This window comes from Lysobacter ciconiae (assembly GCF_015209725.1).
Classification (GTDB): domain Bacteria; phylum Pseudomonadota; class Gammaproteobacteria; order Xanthomonadales; family Xanthomonadaceae; genus Novilysobacter; species Novilysobacter ciconiae.
The window spans coordinates 459,834-477,818 of record NZ_CP063656.1; the positions used below are offsets into that span (position 1 = coordinate 459,834).

Genomic DNA, 17,985 nt, shown 5'->3' on the forward strand with positions numbered 1-17,985 from the left:
CCCGGCGCGGTCGCCCTGAATTTCGAGGACACGACATGCGGATGGACAAGCTCACATCGCGCTTCCAGCAGGCGCTTGCGGACGCGCAATCGATGGCGGTCGGGCGCGACCACAGCGTGATCGAACCGGTGCACCTGCTGACGGCGCTGGTCGACCAGAAGGATGGCAGCACGCGCCCGTTGCTGTCGCAGGCGGGCGTGAACATGCCGTTGCTGCGCGAGCGCCTCGGCGAGGCGCTGCAAAAACTGCCCACGGTGTCCGGCCAAGCCGGCAACGTCAGTGTCGGCAACGATCTCTCGCGCCTGCTCAACCTGGCCGACAAGTACGCCCAGCAGCGCGGCGACGGCTTCATCGCCACCGAGCTGTTCGTGCTGGCCGCGTTGGAGGATGGTGGAGAAGCCGGCCGCGCGCTGAAGGCCGCCGGCGCGGACAAGTCCCGCCTGGAGGCGGCGATCGACAGGATTCGTGGAGGTGAGGCCGTGCAGTCGGAAAACGCCGAGGACCAGCGCCAGGCGCTGGAGAAATACACCGTCGACCTCACCGCGCTGGCCGAGTCGGGCAAGCTCGACCCGGTGATCGGGCGCGACGAGGAAATCCGTCGCACCATCCAGGTGCTGCAGCGCCGGACCAAGAACAATCCGGTGCTGATCGGCGAGCCCGGCGTGGGCAAGACCGCGATCGCCGAAGGCCTGGCCCAGCGGATCATCAACAACGAGGTGCCCGAAGGGCTGCGCGGACGTCGCCTGCTGTCGCTGGACATGGGCTCGCTGATCGCCGGGGCGAAGTTCCGCGGCGAGTTCGAGGAGCGCCTCAAGGGCGTGCTCAGCGACCTGGCCAAGAGCGAGGGCCAGGTGATCCTGTTCATCGACGAGCTGCACACCGTGGTCGGCGCCGGCAAGGCCGAGGGTTCGATGGACGCCGGCAACATGCTCAAGCCGGCGCTGGCGCGTGGCGAGCTGCACTGCATCGGCGCGACCACGCTGGACGAGTACCGCCAGTACATCGAGAAGGATGCCGCGCTGGAGCGCCGCTTCCAGAAGGTGCTGGTCGGCGAGCCCAGCGTGGAGGACACCATCGCGATCCTGCGCGGTCTGAAGGAGCGCTACGCGGTCCACCACGGCGTGGAGATCACCGACCCGGCTATCGTCGCCGCCGCCACCCTGAGCCACCGCTACATCGCCGACCGCCAGTTGCCCGACAAGGCGATCGACCTGATGGACGAGGCCGCCAGCCGGATCCGCATGGAGATCGACTCCAAGCCCGAGGAACTGGACCGCAAGGAGCGCCGCCTGATCCAGCTGAAGATCCAGCGCGAGGCGCTGAAGAAGGAGAAGGACGAGGCCAGCAAGCAGCGCCTGGCCGACCTGCAGGACGAGATCGCCGTGCTTGAGCGCGAGTTCAACGATCTGGAAGAGGTCTGGAAGGCCGAGAAGGCCACCCTGCAGGGCGCGACGAAGATCAAGGAGAAGATTGAGGCCGCCAAGCTGGAGCTGGAGGCCGCGCAGCGCGCGCAGGACTACGGTCGCATGAGCGAGATCCAGTACGGCCGCCTGCCCGAGCTGGAGAAGCAGGCGCAGGCCGCGCACGAAGCCGAGACCAAGGGCTTCACCCTGCTGCAGGACAAGGTCACCGACGAGGAAATCGCCGAGGTCGTCAGCCGCTGGACCGGCATTCCCGTCTCGAAAATGCTCGAGGGCGAGCGCGAGAAGCTGCTGCAGATGGAGGACCTGCTGCACAGGCGCGTCATCGGCCAGGACGAGGCGATCAAGGTCGTCTCCGATTCGGTGCGCCGCTCGCGCGCCGGGCTGTCCGACCCCAACCGCCCCAGCGGCTCGTTCCTGTTCCTCGGACCCACCGGCGTGGGCAAGACCGAGCTGTGCAAGGCGCTGGCGGAGTTCCTGTTTGACAGCACCGAGGCGATGATCCGCATCGACATGAGCGAGTTCATGGAGAAGCACGCGGTCAGCCGGCTGGTCGGCGCGCCCCCGGGCTATGTCGGTTACGAGGAGGGCGGCTACCTGACAGAGGCCGTCCGCCGCCGGCCCTACAGCGTGATCCTGCTCGACGAGGTGGAGAAGGCGCATCCGGACGTCTTCAACATCCTGCTGCAGGTGCTTGACGATGGTCGCCTGACCGACGGCCAGGGCCGCACGGTCGACTTCCGCAACACGGTGATCGTGATGACCTCCAACCTGGGCAGCCAGATGATCCAAGAGATGGACGGTGATGACTCACCCGAGAGCTACACCCAGATGAAGGCCGCAGTGATGGGCGTGGTGCAGAGCCACTTCCGGCCGGAGTTCATCAACCGGCTGGACGACATCGTCGTTTTCCATTCGCTGGACAAGCAGCAGATCCGCGAGATCGCCAAGATCCAGCTGCACGGCCTGGACAAGCGCCTGGCAGAACGCGGCCTGGCCCTGGAGTTGTCCGACAGTGCGTTGGCCCTGCTGGCCGATGTCGGCTTTGACCCGGTGTACGGGGCGCGGCCGCTGAAGCGCGCAATCCAGCAGCAACTGGAGAACCCGCTGGCGAGCAGGATCCTGTCGGGCGAGTTCCTCAGCGGCGAGACGATCCACGTCGATGCCGAGCGCGGGCATCTGGTGTTCAAGAAGTCCTGACGCGCAGCCGGACTGAACCGCGTCCACTGCAAGCCGCTTGACCGAAATGGAAAGAGCCCCGCAAGCGCGGGGCTCTTTTTTTATCGCTCCGGGCCGGGCCGGCGCCGGCTACACAGCGAAGGTGCTTACCACTTGTAGGCGATGCGGCCGTAGACGAATGCGCCGTTGAAGCCGCTCGGCGACTGGCTGCTGTAGGGGAACTGGTTGTGGTTGGCGTTGGGCGCGATCGTGCGGTCGGGATACTCGTTGAGCAGGTTGTCGGCACCCACCGTCAGCGCCCAGCCCTGGCTGGGCTTGAAGCTGGCCGAGGCGTCCACCGTCCAGATGGCGCCGTAGGTCTGGTCGAAGTCCGGGTTGCCCGTCTCGCCGACGCGGGTGGTGAACTCACCGTAGCGCGTGGCACCCAGCACGAAGTCCCAGCGGTCCAGGTTCCACGCGCCGCTGAGGGTGGTCTTGTCGCGCGGGAACCCTTCCTCGATCCGGCCCTGCTCGTCGCGGCCGACGCGATAGAAATCCGCGTCCAGGGCGGTGAGCACGGCCGGGTTGGGCGCCACGCGGGTGATCTCTGTCTTGTTGTAGTTGTAGCCGGCGGTGAGGGTGAGCTTGCCGGTCTGCAGCGGAATGCCATAGCTGCCGATCACGTCCACGCCGCGGGTGCGCGTGTCGATCGCGTTGTTGAAGTACCGCGCGGCGGTCACGCCGTTGATCCCGAGGCTTGCCAGCAGTGCCTGCGCGGCGGCGTTGGAGCCCAGCGGCAGGTTGGACGAGAGCACGATGCGGTCGTCGATTTCGATCTGGTAGGCGTCGACGGTGACGTACAACTGATCGATCGGCTGCAGCACCAAGCCCAGGCTGTAGGACAGCGAGGTCTCGGCCTGCAGCGGCTCCGCGCCGAGGGCACGCGCCGCGGCGCTGCTGGCGGGGAAGGTCCCGGAATCAAAGAATCGGTCCAGCGCCCCGTTGTAGTTGGAGGTCACCACCTGGTAGTGCTGCTGCGACAAAGACGGCGCGCGGAATCCGCTGGCCACCGTGCCGCGCAGCGCCACCGCGTCGGTGAAGGCATAGCGCGCCGAGAGTTTGCCGGACGTCTCGCTGCCGAAATCGCTGTAGTCCTCGTAGCGCCCGGCGATGCCGGCGGAGAACTTGTCGGTGAAATCCGCCTCCAGGCCGATGTAGGCCGCGTAGCTGTCGCGATCGAAATGGCCGGAGTTCTGCGGCGTGAAACCCTGGAAGCCCTGTGCGCCGCCGTTGGCATAGGAGTTGGGCTCGCCGGGTGACTGGTTCCACTTCTCGCGCCGGTACTCGGCGCCAAACGACAGCGTCGCCGGGTACTGCATTCCCCAGTCCAGGGTCCTGGTGACATCGGCGTTGGCGACGTTCTGGGTGTACTCCAGCGCGCCGTCGTAGAACCGGGTCGGGCTGGCGCTGCCCAGGCTGTAGTTGAGCGTGTTGCGGGTCTGGAAATCGATGTGGTTGTAGCCGTAGTTGTAGCTGACGTCCCACGTCCAGCCGCTATCGGTGCCGCCTTTGAGGCCGGCGACCAGCGACCGGTCCTGCGAGAGCATCGCGATTTCCGGCACGTAACCGGCGTCAAAGAACTGCGAGATCAGCGCGCCCTGGCCGCTGTGGTTGCGCGAGCGGTGGAAGGCGTACGAGGTGATGTCCCGATTGCTGGCCGCCGCGGTGGCGTAGGCGCTGACGTTGTCGCTGAAATCGAAGCCGGCGTTGGCCGAGACCACGCGCGAGTCGACCTGCGGATCGCCGTACATGTAGGCCACCTCGCCCAGCCCGGGGTTGTTGCCCTGGTTGGGCAGCGCCGTCGGCGAGTAGGGCTGGAACGGTCCGGCGCGGTTGGTGGCCTCCTGCTGGCCCAGCTGCCCTGCGACGTGCACGAACCCGCGGTCTTGGGAGAAGCGCGCGCCGGTGTCGCCGGAGATCTGGAACTGCGAGCCGTCGCCAGCCGAGTAGCGGCCGAAGTCCACCGCCAGTCCGCCGCCGCCTTCGCTGCCCTTGAGAACGATGTTGACCACGCCGGCGATCGCATCCGACCCGTACTGGGCGGATGCGCCGTCACGCAGCACTTCCACGCGCGCGATCGCCGCGACCGGGATCGCGTTGAGGTCCACCGCCGACGACCCGCGGCCGATGCTGCCGTTGACGTTGAGCAGGGCGGATACGTGGCGGCGCTTGCCGTTGACCAGCACCAGCACCTGGTCGGGCGAGAGGCCGCGCAACTGCGCTGGACGGATCGCGCTGGTGCCGTCTGTCACCGCCGGACGCGGGAAGTTGAGCGAGGGAAGGGCGCGCGCGAGCGCCGTCGCCAGCTCGGTGGTGCCCGTGGCCTGCAGGATCTCGGGGGTGATGATGTCGATCGGCGACTGCGACTCGGCGACCGTGCGGTCGGTGACCCGGGTGCCGGTGACGATGATCTGATCGAGCGTGGTGGGGGTTTTGGGAGCCGGGGCGGTCTGCGCGAAGGCGACGGGCGCAGCGATGGCCAGTGCAATGGCGAGGGGAAGGCGTCGGGGCGTCATGGGGGACTTTTCCGGATTTGGCCGTATGCACGGCGTCCTCCCTATTAACGCAATTTTAGCGCTCCGGTCAAACCATCCGCATGGAATGCCGGGTGAACACGCGTGCAACGACGGGCTGCCCGCAAGATGAATGGGCACCCGCCCGTTTCTCAGTCGCTTGCGACGCGAGGGAGATGGTTTGCACCGCGGTAGGGAGGCGTGGCCATCACCATCTCCGCCAGGCTGTGGGCCAGTTCGCGCTCGGCCAGCACCACCCCGTCCGCGCCGTGGGCAAGCAGGTGTTGCACTTCGCCGTCGCTGTGCGCGCGTGCCAACAGGGTCAGCGAGGGGTTGATCGCGCGCAACTTGGCCATGGTCTCGCCGGCCTCCAGCGGTTGCGGAATGGCGAGGATCGCGATGGTCGCGTTTTCGGGGTGTGCCTCGGCCAGCACCAGGTCGGCGGCGGCGTTGCCGCGGATCGCCGGGATGCCCATCGCGTGCGCGCGGTCGACGTGATGGCCGCTGTCGTCGATCACCAGCACCGGCACGTCGTTTTCTCGCAGCAGCTTGACCAGCTCGCGGCCGACCCGACCGAAGCCGATCACGATCGCGTGGTTGTCCAGCTCCAGCGCGGGACCGGCCGTGGGTACCGGCGCTCCCTGCTCGGCCCCGCGCTGTTCGTTGCGCGCCTGCCAGCGATCCACCAGCACGAAAATCAGCGGGTTGAGCATGATCGTGATCAGCGCCCCGGCCAGTACCAGGTCCTGCGCCTCGTCATTCATGATCCCCAGCGCCACGCCCAGGCCAGCGATGATAAAGGCGAACTCGCCGATCTGGGCCAGGCTGGCGGAAATGGTCAGCGCGGTGATGTTGGGGTAGCCGAACGCGCGCACGATGACGTACGCCGCCGCGGATTTGCCGAACAGGATGATCAGCACCGTGGCCAGCACATGCAGCGGCTGTTCCACCAGAATCCGCGGGTCGAACAGCATGCCCACCGAGACGAAGAACAGCACCGCGAAGGCATCGCGCAGCGGCAGCGAGTCACTGGCCGCCTTGTGGCTGAACTCCGACTCGTTGAGCAGCAGCCCGGCGAAGAACGCGCCCAGCGCGAACGACACCCCGAACAGCTCCGCCGAGCCGTAAGCGACGCCCAGCGCGATGGACAGTACCGCCAGCGTGAACAGCTCACGCGACCCGGTGCCCGCCGTGCGCTCCAGCACCCACGGAATCACCCGGCGCCCGACCACCAGCATCACGGCGACGAAGGCCGACACCTGCATCACCGTCAGCACCATCGAGACCACGATCGACCCGAAGGTGTGGACCTCGCCGCCGGGGCTGGGGTTGGTGATCTCGCCCAGCACCGGCATCAGCACCAGGGCGACCACGCAAAGCAGGTCCTCGACGATCAGCCAGCCCACCGCGATGCGGCCGCGGTTGGTGTCCAGCAGGCGGCGGTCCTCCATCGCCCGCAGCAGCACGACGGTACTGGCGGTGGCCAGCGAGAAGCCGAACACCAGCCCGTGCACGGTCGACCAGCCCATCCACGAGGCCAGTCCCCAACCGAGCAGCGTGGCGACCGTGGTCTGCGCCAGCGCGCCCGGGATGGCGATCCACTTCACCGCCATCAGGTCCTTGATCGAGAAGTGCAGCCCGACCCCGAACATCAGCAGCATCACGCCGATCTCGGCCAGCTGCGCGGCCAGGTCCTGGTCGCCGACGAAGCCGGGGGTGAATGGCCCGGCCACGATGCCGGCGGCGAGGTAGCCGACCAGCGGCGAAAGCCGCAAGCGGTTGGCCAGCGCGCCGAACACGAACGCCAGCAGCAAGCCCACGGCAATGATGTTGATCAGGTCGGTTTCGTGGGGCATCGCCGGTCCGTGCGCGTTCGGGAGTCGATCATGTCGGTGCCACTGTGCATCCACAAGCGCGATGGTCGCGTGCGACGGTGCGTGCCCGGCGGCTGAATGCATCGGCCCGCGCGTGCTGACCCGGACCCGCGCGCCCGTTGCCGCGGGCGGCGCCCACGTACAATGCCGCGATGATTGCCTTCAAAGATTTCGCCCTTCGCCGCGGCGAGCGCCTGCTGTTGTCCAAAGTCGACCTGGTCCTGCAGGCCGGGTGGCGGGTGGGCGTGATCGGCCGCAACGGCACCGGCAAGTCCTCGCTGTTCGCCGCGATGCAGGGCGAGCTGGAGGCCGATCGCGGCGATCTGGACATTCCCGGGCGGGTGCGTGTCGCGAGCGTCGCCCAGGAGACGCCGTCGCTGCCCGATGCCGCGATCGACTTTGTCCTCTCCGGCGACGCGCCGGTGCATGCGGCGATCCAGGCCGAGGCCAATGCCTTCGCCAGCGAGGACTGGGAAGCCGTCGCCGAGGCGCACCAGCGCCTGGAAGAACTCAATGGCTACGACGCCAGCGCGCGCGCCGGCAAGCTGCTGCACGGGCTGGGCTTTGCCGCCGAGGCCCACTCACGGGCGGTGAGCACCTTCTCCGGCGGCTGGCGCGTGCGGCTCAACCTGGCCCGCGCGCTGATGACCCCCAGCGACCTGCTGCTGCTGGACGAGCCGACCAACCATCTGGACCTGGACGCGGTGCTGTGGCTGGAGCAGTGGCTGCTGCACTACCCCGGCACGCTGCTGCTGATCAGCCATGACCGCGAGTTCCTCGACGAGGTCACCAGCCACACGCTGCACCTGCACGACGGCAGCGCGCGCCTGTATACCGGCAACTACACGGCCTTCGAGCGCCAGCGCGCCGAGCATCTGCGGCTGCAGCAGATCACCCACGAGAAGACCCAGGCGGAGCGCGCCCACCTGCAGAGCTTCGTCGACCGCTTCAGCGCCAGCGCCGCCAAGGCCAAGCAGGCACAGTCGCGGGTCAAGCGCCTGGCCAAGATGGCCGACACGGAAGCGGTGCGCGTCGAGCGCGCGTTCCGCATCGAATTTCCGGCGCCGGCCAAGCTGCCCTACGCCCTGCTGCGCATCACCCATGCCGATTGCGGCTACAGCACCGCATCGGGGCCGGCGACGATCCTGCACGACATCGGCTTCATCCTGGAGGCCGGCGACCGGATCGCGCTGCTGGGCCCCAACGGCGCCGGCAAGTCGACGCTGGTCAAGACCCTGGTCGGCGAGCTGCCCCTGCTGGCGGGCGAGCGCAGCGGCCATCCGGACCTGCGCATCGGCTACTTCGCCCAGCACACCGTAGAATCCCTGCGCGCCGGTACCAGCGCCATCGACCACCTGGCCGACATCGCGCCAGGCGTGTCCACCCAGCAGCTGCGCGATTTCCTGGGCAAGTGGAATTTCCCCGGCGATCGCGCCTTCGAGTCGGTGGACACCTTCTCCGGCGGCGAGCGCGCGCGGCTGGCGCTGGCCCTGATCGCGTGGCGGCAGCCCAACGTGCTGCTGCTCGACGAGCCCACCAACCATCTGGACCTCGACATGCGCGAGGCCCTGGCGGAAGCGCTGGCGGTATTTGAAGGCGCGATCGTGCTGGTCAGCCACGATCGCCACCTGATCGGCCTGGTCTGCGACACGTTCTGGCGCGTGGCCGACGGCACTGCGCAGGAATTCGATGGCGACCTGGATGCGTACGCGGTCTGGCTGCGCTCGCGCGACAGTTCCAATGATGGCAAGGCGCGCGAAAAGAAGGTTGGTGTCGCACCTGAGGTGACGTCCGCGCCTGCTGCCGCCCCGGCAAAGCCGCGTCGCGGCAAAGCCAACGCCCACAAGCTGGCGCGGGCGGAGGAGCGGGTCGGCGAGCTCGAAGCGCGTCTGGCGAAACTGGAGGCCCGTCTCGCCGACCCGTCGGTGTACGCCGACGGCGGCGCGCAGGCGGTCGAACTGGGGCGTGAGCAGGCGCAGCTGCAGGGCGAACTGGATGCCGCGGAGGCCAAGCTGCTGGAGCTCTACGAGGAAGACGCGGCCTGAGTCCCGGCGCTCGTGCGAGCCTTGCGGACGTAACCGTATCGCGGAAGCCCGTCCGGGCCTGGTACCGACGCACATTAGGCAGCCGCGGCCCTCGCGCTCAGCCTCGCGGATGGTGGTTGGCGTGCAGTTGCTTGAGCTTCTCGCGCGCCACCAGGGTGTAGATCTGGGTCGTGGACAGCGAGCTGTGGCCCAGCAGCATCTGCAGGGTGCGCAGATCCGCGCCGTGGTTGAGCAGGTGGGTGGCGAAGCTGTGGCGCAGGCCGTGCGGGCTGATCTTTTGTGGATCAATGCCGGCACCGGTGGCGTAGCGCTTGACCAGCTGCCACAGCTGCTGCCGCGACAGCGCTTCGGCGGAGCCGTCGATGAAGACCGCATCGCGGACCGCGCCGCCGGCCAGGCGCGGGCGCGCCTCGGCGAGATAACGCTCCACCCAGTGCCGGGCCTCATCGCCCAGCGGCACCAGGCGGTCGCGATTGCCCTTGCCTGTGACCCGCAACACGCCCTGGCGAAGGTTGACTGCGCCCATCGACAGGTCCGTCAGTTCGCTCGCGCGCAGCCCGCAGGCGTACATGAGTTCCAGCATCGCCCGGTCGCGCAGGCCGAGGTCGGTGCTGTCATCGGGCGCGGCCAGCAGGGCCTCGACCTGGCTCTCGCTGAGCGCCTTGGGCAGCAGGCGTGGCAGGCGCGGTGGTTCCAGCAGCGCGGTGGGGTCGTCGCGCCGCGCGCCGCGGCGGACCTGCCAGGCATGGAAGGCGCGCAGGCTCGACAGCAGGCGCGCGGTGCTGCGCGGCGAGTAGCGCTGGCGGCTGCGCCATTGCAGGTAGTCGTAGAGCGCCGCGGGATCGGTGCCGCCCAGGCCCCCGGCGCGGCCGTTGTGCCAGCGGGCGAACCCCTGCAGGTCCCGTCGGTAGCTGGCCAAAGTCGGTTTGGCGAGGCCGTTTTCGGCCCAGATCGCCTCCAGGAACGATTCGATCAGCAGCGCATCGGCGTCTGCCAGTGGCGGCTGCGCCATGGCCACCTGCCGGCGCTCGGCAGGCGTGGTCGGCGTGGTCGGCGTGGCGGGAAGTGTCGGGTCGCTCATGCGGGCAGCTTAGCGGAGCGGTCCGCGGCGGCGTGGCCTAGAATTCGCGGGCTTGCCGACAAGCGATACCCCCGATGCCGTGCCGATGAATCCAGCGCCCGCCCCGTCCTCCCGCGCCCCGCGGCATCCAGCGACGCACTCCGCCTCGCCGTTGCTGGGCTGGCGACTGCTCGCGCTGGTGTACGACTTCTTCCCGGCGCTGGGCCTGTGGCTGCTGGTCGCGGCGATGTTTGTCGCCGCCCACCACGATGCGATCACCGGTGGCTTGCTCGGCTCGCTGGAGTTCATTGCGCTGTGGCTGGTCACCGCGGGTTACAGCATGGCCAGTTGGCGCTTCGGCGGCCAGACGCTGGGGATGCGGCCCTGGCGCCTGCAGGTGGTCGGGGCGGACGGAGGCGTGCCGTCGTGGCGTGCGCTGCTGGTCCGCTACGCGGTCGGCAATCTGTCGCTGTTGCTGGGCGGGCTCGGATTCTGGTGGGCGTGGTGGGACCGCGATGGCCTGACCTGGCACGACCGCGCCAGCGGCACCCGGATGCGGCGCCTGGCAAAGGCCGACTGAGCAAAGGCCGACTGAACCGGCGCTCAGCCCGAGCGCTTGCGGAACAGCAGCATCGACACGCCGACCATGATCACCGTGGGCAAGGCGTACGCGACGCGGAAGTCGAACTTGAACGCGCTGGCCATCTTCACGAACTGGGTCTGCAGCAGCCAGAAGCCCAGCGCGAACACGATCCCGATGAACAGCCGCTTGCCCAGGCCGCCGCTGCGCAGGCTGCCGAAGGCGAACGGGATCGCCGCCAGGCACAGCGCCAGCACGTTGAGGGGGTAGAACCAGCGGCCCCAGTAATGCTCTTCGTAGTCGCTGGCGTCCAGGCCGTTGCGCTGGCGGTAGGCGACCGATTCGTGCAGTTCGCGGGCGGTCAGATAGCGCGGACGGTCGATGTCGGCGCTCAGCGCGGTGGCGTCCAGCTGCGAGTCCCAGCGCTCCTCGGCGACCTGGGTGCGCGTCACCGAGTCGGCGTCAAAGGTGGTGCGGGTGACCTCGCGCAGCAGCCAGCCGCCGGGGCGATGCTCGGCGATCTTGGCCACCGCCAGCGACTGCAGCCGGCCGTCGTCTTCGAATTCGTACAGGCGCACGTCACTGAGCTCCAGCCAGCGGTCGTCGCCGTCGCTGCGCTCCTCGCCGCCCTCGGCGTTGAGGATGATGGCGCCCTCGCGCGCCCACACGCCCGAATAGCGCGCAACGATCAGGTTGTTCGACCGCGACGAGGCCTTGAGGACATCCGCGCTGCGCTGGCCCATCGGTGCCAGCGTTTCGCCATTGATCACCATCAGCGCGGTCAGCAGGGAGAGAGCGATCATCACCGCCAGGGTCATGCGCCGGCGGGAAAGCCCGATGGCGCGCAGCGCAGTGAGCTCCGAGGTGGCCGCCAGTTGCCCCAGCGCCATCAGGGCACCGATCACGGCCGCGGTCGGAAACAGCGTGTAGGCGTGGCGCGGGACGGTGTAGAGCACGTAGGTCAGCGCCTGGACGACGCCGTAGCTGCCCTCGCCGACATTGCCGAACTCGCTGACCATCGACAGCATCATGTCCAGGCCGAGCAGCACCGCCCAGGTCAGCATCACAGTGGTCAGCACGGTGCGTGCCAGGTACAGGTCGTGGATCTTCGGGAAACTCACCGCGCGGCCCCTCATGGCGCTGCCGCCTTGCGCAGGCGCAGGCGGGGAATGGCGATCGCCCCGTCCTTGACGTACATCCACACGCCCGCAGCCAGCAGCGGCAATACCAGCCACCACAGTCCGAGCGCCGGCGGAATGCGTCCGCTGCCCAGCCAGCCCTGGCCGACCTGCATCAGGTTCATGCCGATCAGGTAGGCGAAGAAGCCCATCATCGCGCCGCCAAAGCGGGCCTGGCGCGGGGTGCTGCGCGCCAGCGGCACCGCCAGCAACGCGAACGCCAATGTCAGCAGCGGCGGTGCCAGGCGACCGTGCAACTGGGCGATGGAGGCCCGGCGCGGATCGCCCAGCAACTCCAGCGTGGGCATCGTCCGCGGGTCATTGGGGTCGTAGCGCTCCTTGCCGGCCGGCAGGCGCACGTCGTTGCTGGCGTAGCGCATCAGGCGGTAGTCCTTGCCGCCATCCACCGGTCCCTCGACCTGGAAGCCGTTGTCCAGGGTGAGGTAGCGCTCCCCGTCGTCCTCCACGCTCAGCGAGCCGGTGTTGGCGGTGGTGACGTCCAGCCGGCCCTCGTTCTTGCGGTAGATGAAGATGCGGTGGAAACGGGTGCCATCACCGGACATCGAGCCGACATAGACCACACCGCCGCCGCCGGGAATCTCGGTGAAGCTGCCCGGCGACAGGCCGGAGATGACCAGGTTGCGGTTGGCTTCGTTGATCATCTGCCGCGATATCCGCTCCGCCGTCGGCCCCAGCCACAGCGAGCACAGCGCCACGATCACCACGACCGGCAGCACCAGCGCCATGACCGGACGCAACAGGCGGACCGGGCCGACGCCCATCGCGTGGATCACCGGCATTTCCGAGTCGCGGTAGAGCCGGCCGATGCCGAGCATCATCCCCAGCATCAGCGCCAAGGGCAGGATCAGGGGTAGCCAGCTCAGCAGGACCAGGCCCAGCTGGCTGAGCATCAGCCCCGCCGGCAATCGCCCGGAAGCGATGTCCTTGAGCACGTCGGTGATCACGCCGCCGACGCTGACGACGAGCAACACCACCAGCGTGGCAAAGGTGGATTGGGCGAGTTCGCTCAGCAGGTATCGGTCGAGCTTGAGCATCGGAGGCCTTGGACGTGCGCGCCACGCGGCGCTTTTTTTAATAGGACAGGGCTTGCTTTAGACTTGCAGGTTCGTTCGCTCGCTTCCAGCCTGGTCGAACCGGCCGGTATTGTCGCCCGGATCGGCGCTTTCCGCCGCCGCGACAGCGCGAACGCTCCCTCCCACTTCCCGGAAGTTGCTGTATGGCCCTCGAATTCGACCTGAACCATGGTGAGCTCGCCACTGTAAAGGCGGACTGCATCGTCGTTGGCGCTTACGCCAACAAAACCCTGAACGCCGCCGGCTCCGCGCTCGACAGCGCGACCAACGGCCGCCTGAAGGCGCTCGTGGAGCGCGGCGACGCCAGTGGCAAGATCGGCAAGACCGCCATCGTCCACGACCTGGACGGCGTGACCGCACCGCGCGTGCTGATCGTCGGCCTGGGCGATGCCGACAAGCTCGACGCGGCGCAGTACCTCAAGGCGGTCGACGCCGCCGCGCGGGCGCTGACGACCGGGCCGGTCGAGCATGCCGTGTTCGCCTTTGCCGATGCCCGGATCAAGGGCCGCGATGGCGCCTGGGCCGTGCGTCACGCGGTGATTGCCGCCGACCACGCCTGCTACACCTACACCGCCACCCTGGGCGAGAAGAACAAGGCCAAGGCCGGTGAGCCGGGCCTGCGCCGGGTCTCGGTCAGCGTGCCCTCGGGCATGGCCGATGCCTCCCAGGCGCTGGAGCACGGCGCCTCGATCGCCGCCGGCGTCGCGTTTGCGCGCGAGCTGGGCAACCTGCCGCCCAACGTGTGCAACCCGGCGTACCTGGCCGACCAGGCGGTCGAGTTCGCCGGTCGCTCCGGTGACACGTCCTGCGAGGTGCTCGAAGACACGGACATGGAGAAGCTCGGCATGGGCTCGCTGCTCGCCGTCGCCCGCGGCTCGGCCAACCGCCCACGCCTGATCGCGATGAAGTACAACGGCGCCGGCGACGACAGCAAGCCCTACGTGCTGGTCGGCAAGGGCCTGACCTTCGACACCGGCGGCATCAACCTCAAGGTCCAGGGCGGCATCGAGGAGATGAAGTTCGACATGTGCGGCGGCGCCAGCGTGATGGGCACCTTTGTCGCCGTGGTCGGCATGAAGCTGAAGATCAACCTGGTGGTGATCGTGGCCGCCGTGGAGAACATGCCCGACGCCGACGCCTACCGTCCTTCGGACGTGCTGACCAGCATGTCGGGCACGACCATCGAGGTCGGCAACACCGACGCCGAGGGTCGCCTGGTGCTGTGCGATGCGCTGACCTGGTCGAAGAAATTCGAGCCGGTCGCGCTGGTCGACGTCGCCACCCTGACCGGGGCGTGCATGGTCGCGCTGGGCAAATATGCCAGCGGGCTGATGACCAAGACCGACGACCTGGCCGAGGAGTTGCTGGCGGCCGGCGAGAAGACCTACGACCGCGCCTGGCGCCTGCCGCTGTGGGACGAGTACCAGACCATGCTGGAGTCCAGCTTCGCCGACGTCTACAACATCGGCGGCCGCTGGGGCGGCGCGATCACTGCCGGCTGCTTCCTGTCGCGGTTCACCGAGGACCAGCGCTGGGCGCACCTGGACATCGCCGGCAGCGGCAGCGAGGAAGGCAAGCGCGGCATGTCCACCGGTCGCCCGGTCGGCCTGCTCAGCCAGTGGCTGATCGACCGCGCCGCGCAGTAAGCGCCGACCGTGCGTGCCGATTTCTACCTGATCCAGAAGCCGCGGTTCCGCGAGGAGCCGCTGCTGCTGGTCTGCGAACTGGCCCGCAAGGCCCAGCAGGCGGGGCAGGCGTGCATCGTGCTCGCGCGCGATGCCGCCCAGGCCGAGAAGCTCGACGACCTGCTGTGGTCCTTCGATCCGGACGCCTTCATCCCGCACCAGATCGTCGATCCGGACATGGAGGAGGGCGACGATGAGGAAATCGAGGTCCTGATCGCCACGCCCGAGCACGACGTGGCCCTGCGTCCGCTGGTGATCAACCTGCGCGACGCGGCGGTGGATGGCGCGTTCGAGCGCGTGCTGGAGGTGGTGCCCGCCGACGATTCCGCACGCGGCCCGCTGCGCCAGCGCTGGGTCCAGTACAAGGACCGCGGCTTCACCCTCAACAAGCACGACATGTAGCCGATGGCGCCCGGTCCACGGGTGCCTGTGTTCCTTTTTCCGCGACGATCCCGATGACCGACACCCTCGCCTCCAGCTACGACCCGACCCAGTTCGAAACCCGGCTGTACGAGCAGTGGGAGGCCAGCGGCGTGTTCAAGCCGAGCGGGCAGGGCGAGCCGTACAGCATCCTGCTGCCACCGCCCAACGTCACCGGCACCCTGCACATGGGCCACGCCTTCCAGCACACCCTGCAGGACGCGCTGGTGCGCTACCACCGCATGCGCGGCTTCGACACCTTGTGGCAGGTCGGCAGCGACCACGCCGGCATCGCCACCGAGATGGTGGTGGCACGCAACCTGGGCGTGAAAGGCAAGGGCGAGACCCGCGACTCGCTCGGCCGGGACGGCTTCATCGACAAGGTCTGGGAGTGGAAGCAGCACTCCGGCGACACCATCGAGCGGCAGATGCGCCGCATCGGTGCCTCCGGCGACTGGTCGCGCAGCGTGTTCACCATGGATCCGATGGCGGCCGAGGCGGTCATTGAGGCCTTCGTGAAGCTGCACGAGCAAGGCCTGGTCTATCGGGGTCAAAGACTGGTCAACTGGGATCCGGTGCTGAAGACCGCGATCTCCGACCTGGAGGTCCTCAGCGAGGAGGAAGACGGTTTCCTGTGGTCGATCCGCTACCCGCTGGCCGACGGCGCCAGCTACGAACACGTCGAGCAAGACGCCGACGGCAACGAGACCCTGCGCGAGACGCGCGACTACCTGGTCGTTGCCACCACGCGCCCCGAGACCATGCTGGGCGACACCGCGGCGATGGTGCACCCGGACGACGCCCGCTATGCCGGCCTGGTCGGCAAGGACGTGGCCCTGCCGCTGACCGCCCGCCGTATCCCGGTGATCGCCGATGACTATGTCGACCGCGAGTTCGGCACCGGCGTGGTCAAGGTCACCCCGGCGCACGACTTCAACGATTACGCGGTCGGCCAGCGCCACGGCCTGCCGCTGATCAACATCTTCACCCCCGACGCGGCGACCAATGACGACGTGCCGGAGCCATACCGCGGCCTGGACCGTTACGAGGCGCGCAAGGTCGTACTCGCCGACCTGGAGGCCCAGGGCCTGCTGGTGGAGACCAAGCCGCACAAGCTGCAGGTGCCGCGCGGCGACCGTACCGGCCAGGTCATCGAGCCGTACCTGACCGACCAGTGGTTCGTGAAGATGGACACCCTGGCCCAGCGTGGCCTGGAGCTGGTGCAGGGCGTGGACGGCCAGCCGGGCGCGGTGAAGTTCGTGCCGCCCAACTGGATCAACACCTACCGCCACTGGATGGAGAACATCCAGGACTGGTGCATCAGCCGCCAGCTGTGGTGGGGCCACCGCATTCCCGCCTGGTACGGTGATGACGGGCGCATCTTCGTCGGCCGCGACGAGTCCGAAGCGCGGGCCAGTGCGGAAGCCGCCGGCTACACCGGCCCGCTGCGCCAGGACAACGACGTGCTGGAGACCTGGTTCTCCTCGTCGTTGTGGCCGTTCAGCACCATGGGCTGGCCGAATCCGCAGAGGATGGACGAGCGCGGCTTCGAGCGTTTCGTGCCGTCCTCTGCGCTGGTCACCGGCTTCGACATCATCTTCTTCTGGGTCGCCCGGATGATCATGATGACCGACCACTTCACCGGCCAGGTGCCGTTCAAGGACGTCTACATCACCGGCCTGATCCGTGATGCGCACGGCCAGAAAATGTCCAAGTCCAAGGGCAACATCATCGATCCGCTGGACCTGATCGACGGCATCTCCGCCGATGACCTGGTCGCCAAGCGCACCACCGGCCTGATGCGGCCCACCGACGCGCCCAGGATCGAGAGGGCGACCCGCCGCGAGTTCCCCGAAGGCATCCCGGCGTTCGGCGCCGACGCGCTGCGCTTCACCATCGCCGCGCTGGCCACCCACGGCCGCGACATCCGCTTCGACATGGGCCGCGCCGAGGGCTACAAGAACTTCTGCAACAAGCTCTGGAACGCCACCCGGTTCGTGCTGATGAACACCGAGGGCGCAAGCTTCACCGGCGTACCGCAGCCGCAGACCGATGCCGGGCGCTGGATCCTGTCCCGGCTGGACCAGGCGGCCGCGCAGGCCGAAAAGCATTTCGCCGCCTACCGCTTCGACCTGCTGGCCCAGACCCTGTACGAGTTTGCCTGGAACGATTTCTGCGACTGGTTCGTCGAACTGGCCAAGCCGGCCTTGCATGGCGAGGACAGCGAGGCCGCCCACAACACGCGCCACGTCCTGCTGTACGTGCTGGAGCGGCTGCTGTGCCTGCTGCACCCGCTCATTCCGTTTGTCAGCGAGGAGCTGTGGCAGTCGGTGGCGCCGCGCCTGGGCATCGATGGCGCCACGATCATGCTGCAGCCCTATCCACAGGCCGGCGACATCAGTGTCGAGGACGCCGACCGTGCAACGGCCGACGTGGAGTGGCTCAAGGCGATGGTGTCCGCGGTCCGGCGGGTGCGCAGCGAGCTCAACGTGGCGCCTTCCAAACAGGTCACCCTTCTGCTGGCCGGCGCCTCCGACCGCGAGCGCGAGCGCACCGCCCGCTTCCATGGCTCGCTGTCGTTCCTGAACCGGCTGGAGCGCATCGAACTCATCGATGACGTCGACAACGCGCCGGCCGCGGCAACCGCGGTGGTCGGCGAACTGAAGCTGCTGGTCCCGCTGGAAGGACTGGTGGACCTGGACGCGGAGCGTGCGCGGCTCGACAAGGAGCTGAAAAAGGTCGAGGTCGAGATCGGCAGGTGCAAGGGCAAGCTGGCCAGCGAGACCTTCGTCAACAACGCGCCGCCGGCGGTGGTCGAGCAGGAGCGCAAGCGCCTGGGCGACTGGAACTCGCAGCGCGAGGCCTTGGCGGCGCAGCGGACCCGGCTGGGATAAGCT

General features: G+C 68.2%; 11 protein-coding genes. 6 read left to right on the top strand and 5 right to left on the bottom strand.

Translation table 11 applies throughout. The annotated features are described in order from the left end of the window. Window positions 1-35 precede the first annotated feature (35 nt). Window positions 36-2,621: an ATP-dependent chaperone ClpB gene (gene clpB, locus INQ41_RS02080; RefSeq protein ID WP_193985821.1), complete on the top strand. Its 2,586-nt coding sequence runs from the start codon at window positions 36-38 to the stop codon at window positions 2,619-2,621. A 125-nt stretch (window positions 2,622-2,746) separates the two neighbouring features. Here clpB and INQ41_RS02085 read toward each other — a convergent pair whose 3' ends face one another. Further along, window positions 2,747-5,155 carry a TonB-dependent receptor plug domain-containing protein gene (locus tag INQ41_RS02085; protein WP_193985823.1) on the bottom strand — a complete coding sequence of 803 codons (2,409 nt, stop codon included), beginning with the start codon at window positions 5,153-5,155 and terminating at the stop codon, window positions 2,747-2,749. Between the two features lie 149 nt (window positions 5,156-5,304). Next, entirely contained in the window at window positions 5,305-7,008 is a 1,704-nt protein-coding gene (gene ybaL / locus INQ41_RS02090) for a YbaL family putative K(+) efflux transporter (protein ID WP_193985825.1), read from the bottom strand. Between the two features lie 170 nt (window positions 7,009-7,178). Here ybaL and INQ41_RS02095 point away from each other — a divergent pair, with 170 nt between their 5' ends. Continuing rightward, on the top strand, window positions 7,179-9,071 hold the full coding sequence (locus INQ41_RS02095; RefSeq protein ID WP_193985833.1) for an ABC-F family ATP-binding cassette domain-containing protein: 1,893 nt from the start codon (window positions 7,179-7,181) through the stop codon (window positions 9,069-9,071). A 97-nt stretch (window positions 9,072-9,168) separates the two neighbouring features. Here INQ41_RS02095 and xerD read toward each other — a convergent pair whose 3' ends face one another. Beyond that, window positions 9,169-10,152, bottom strand: coding sequence for a site-specific tyrosine recombinase XerD (xerD, locus tag INQ41_RS02100; protein ID WP_193985835.1), 984 nt, complete (start codon window positions 10,150-10,152; stop codon window positions 9,169-9,171). A gap of 85 nt (window positions 10,153-10,237) precedes the next feature. Here xerD and INQ41_RS02105 point away from each other — a divergent pair, with 85 nt between their 5' ends. Beyond that, on the top strand, window positions 10,238-10,711 hold the full coding sequence (locus INQ41_RS02105) for an RDD family protein (protein ID WP_193985837.1): 474 nt from the start codon (window positions 10,238-10,240) through the stop codon (window positions 10,709-10,711). A gap of 23 nt (window positions 10,712-10,734) precedes the next feature. On the opposite strand, the gene lptG is transcribed toward INQ41_RS02105, so the two are convergent. After that, on the bottom strand, window positions 10,735-11,847 hold the full coding sequence (gene lptG, locus INQ41_RS02110) for an LPS export ABC transporter permease LptG (RefSeq protein ID WP_193985839.1): 1,113 nt from the start codon (window positions 11,845-11,847) through the stop codon (window positions 10,735-10,737). Further along, window positions 11,844-12,944 (bottom strand): LPS export ABC transporter permease LptF, encoded by a 1,101-nt coding sequence (gene lptF, locus INQ41_RS02115; RefSeq protein WP_193985841.1) that lies wholly within the window; start codon window positions 12,942-12,944, stop codon window positions 11,844-11,846. Before lptF ends, lptG begins: the two co-directional genes overlap by 4 nt. Window positions 12,945-13,126: 182 nt before the next feature. On the opposite strand from lptF, the gene INQ41_RS02120 reads away from it, so the two are divergent. From INQ41_RS02120 to INQ41_RS02130, 3 genes are read left to right on the top strand one after another with little or no spacing between them, the layout of a single operon-like run. Then, the gene (locus INQ41_RS02120) at window positions 13,127-14,629 is read left to right on the top strand and encodes a leucyl aminopeptidase (RefSeq protein WP_193985843.1); all 1,503 of its coding nucleotides are present in this window, start codon (window positions 13,127-13,129) and stop codon (window positions 14,627-14,629) included. A gap of 9 nt (window positions 14,630-14,638) precedes the next feature. Next, a complete protein-coding gene (locus tag INQ41_RS02125; RefSeq protein WP_193985844.1) occupies window positions 14,639-15,070 on the top strand; it encodes a DNA polymerase III subunit chi in 432 nt (143 codons plus the stop codon). A gap of 53 nt (window positions 15,071-15,123) precedes the next feature. Beyond that, window positions 15,124-17,982 carry a valine--tRNA ligase gene (locus INQ41_RS02130; protein WP_193985850.1) on the top strand — a complete coding sequence of 953 codons (2,859 nt, stop codon included), beginning with the start codon at window positions 15,124-15,126 and terminating at the stop codon, window positions 17,980-17,982. Window positions 17,983-17,985 lie beyond the last annotated feature (3 nt).

Excerpts from the sequence above, each read along its gene's own strand:
- INQ41_RS02130 (WP_193985850.1), top strand. The coding sequence starts at position 15,124 with ATGACCGACACCCTCGCCTCCAGCTACGACCCGACCCAGTTCGAAACC.
- lptG (WP_193985839.1), bottom strand. The coding sequence starts at position 11,847 with ATGAGGGGCCGCGCGGTGAGTTTCCCGAAGATCCACGACCTGTACCTG.
- xerD (WP_193985835.1), bottom strand. The coding sequence starts at position 10,152 with ATGAGCGACCCGACACTTCCCGCCACGCCGACCACGCCGACCACGCCT.
- INQ41_RS02095 (WP_193985833.1), top strand. The coding sequence starts at position 7,179 with ATGATTGCCTTCAAAGATTTCGCCCTTCGCCGCGGCGAGCGCCTGCTG.
- INQ41_RS02120 (WP_193985843.1), top strand. The coding sequence starts at position 13,127 with ATGGCCCTCGAATTCGACCTGAACCATGGTGAGCTCGCCACTGTAAAG.
- ybaL (WP_193985825.1), bottom strand. The coding sequence starts at position 7,008 with ATGCCCCACGAAACCGACCTGATCAACATCATTGCCGTGGGCTTGCTG.
- clpB (WP_193985821.1), top strand. The coding sequence starts at position 36 with ATGCGGATGGACAAGCTCACATCGCGCTTCCAGCAGGCGCTTGCGGAC.
- INQ41_RS02085 (WP_193985823.1), bottom strand. The coding sequence starts at position 5,155 with ATGACGCCCCGACGCCTTCCCCTCGCCATTGCACTGGCCATCGCTGCG.
- lptF (WP_193985841.1), bottom strand. The coding sequence starts at position 12,944 with ATGCTCAAGCTCGACCGATACCTGCTGAGCGAACTCGCCCAATCCACC.
- INQ41_RS02105 (WP_193985837.1), top strand. The coding sequence starts at position 10,238 with ATGAATCCAGCGCCCGCCCCGTCCTCCCGCGCCCCGCGGCATCCAGCG.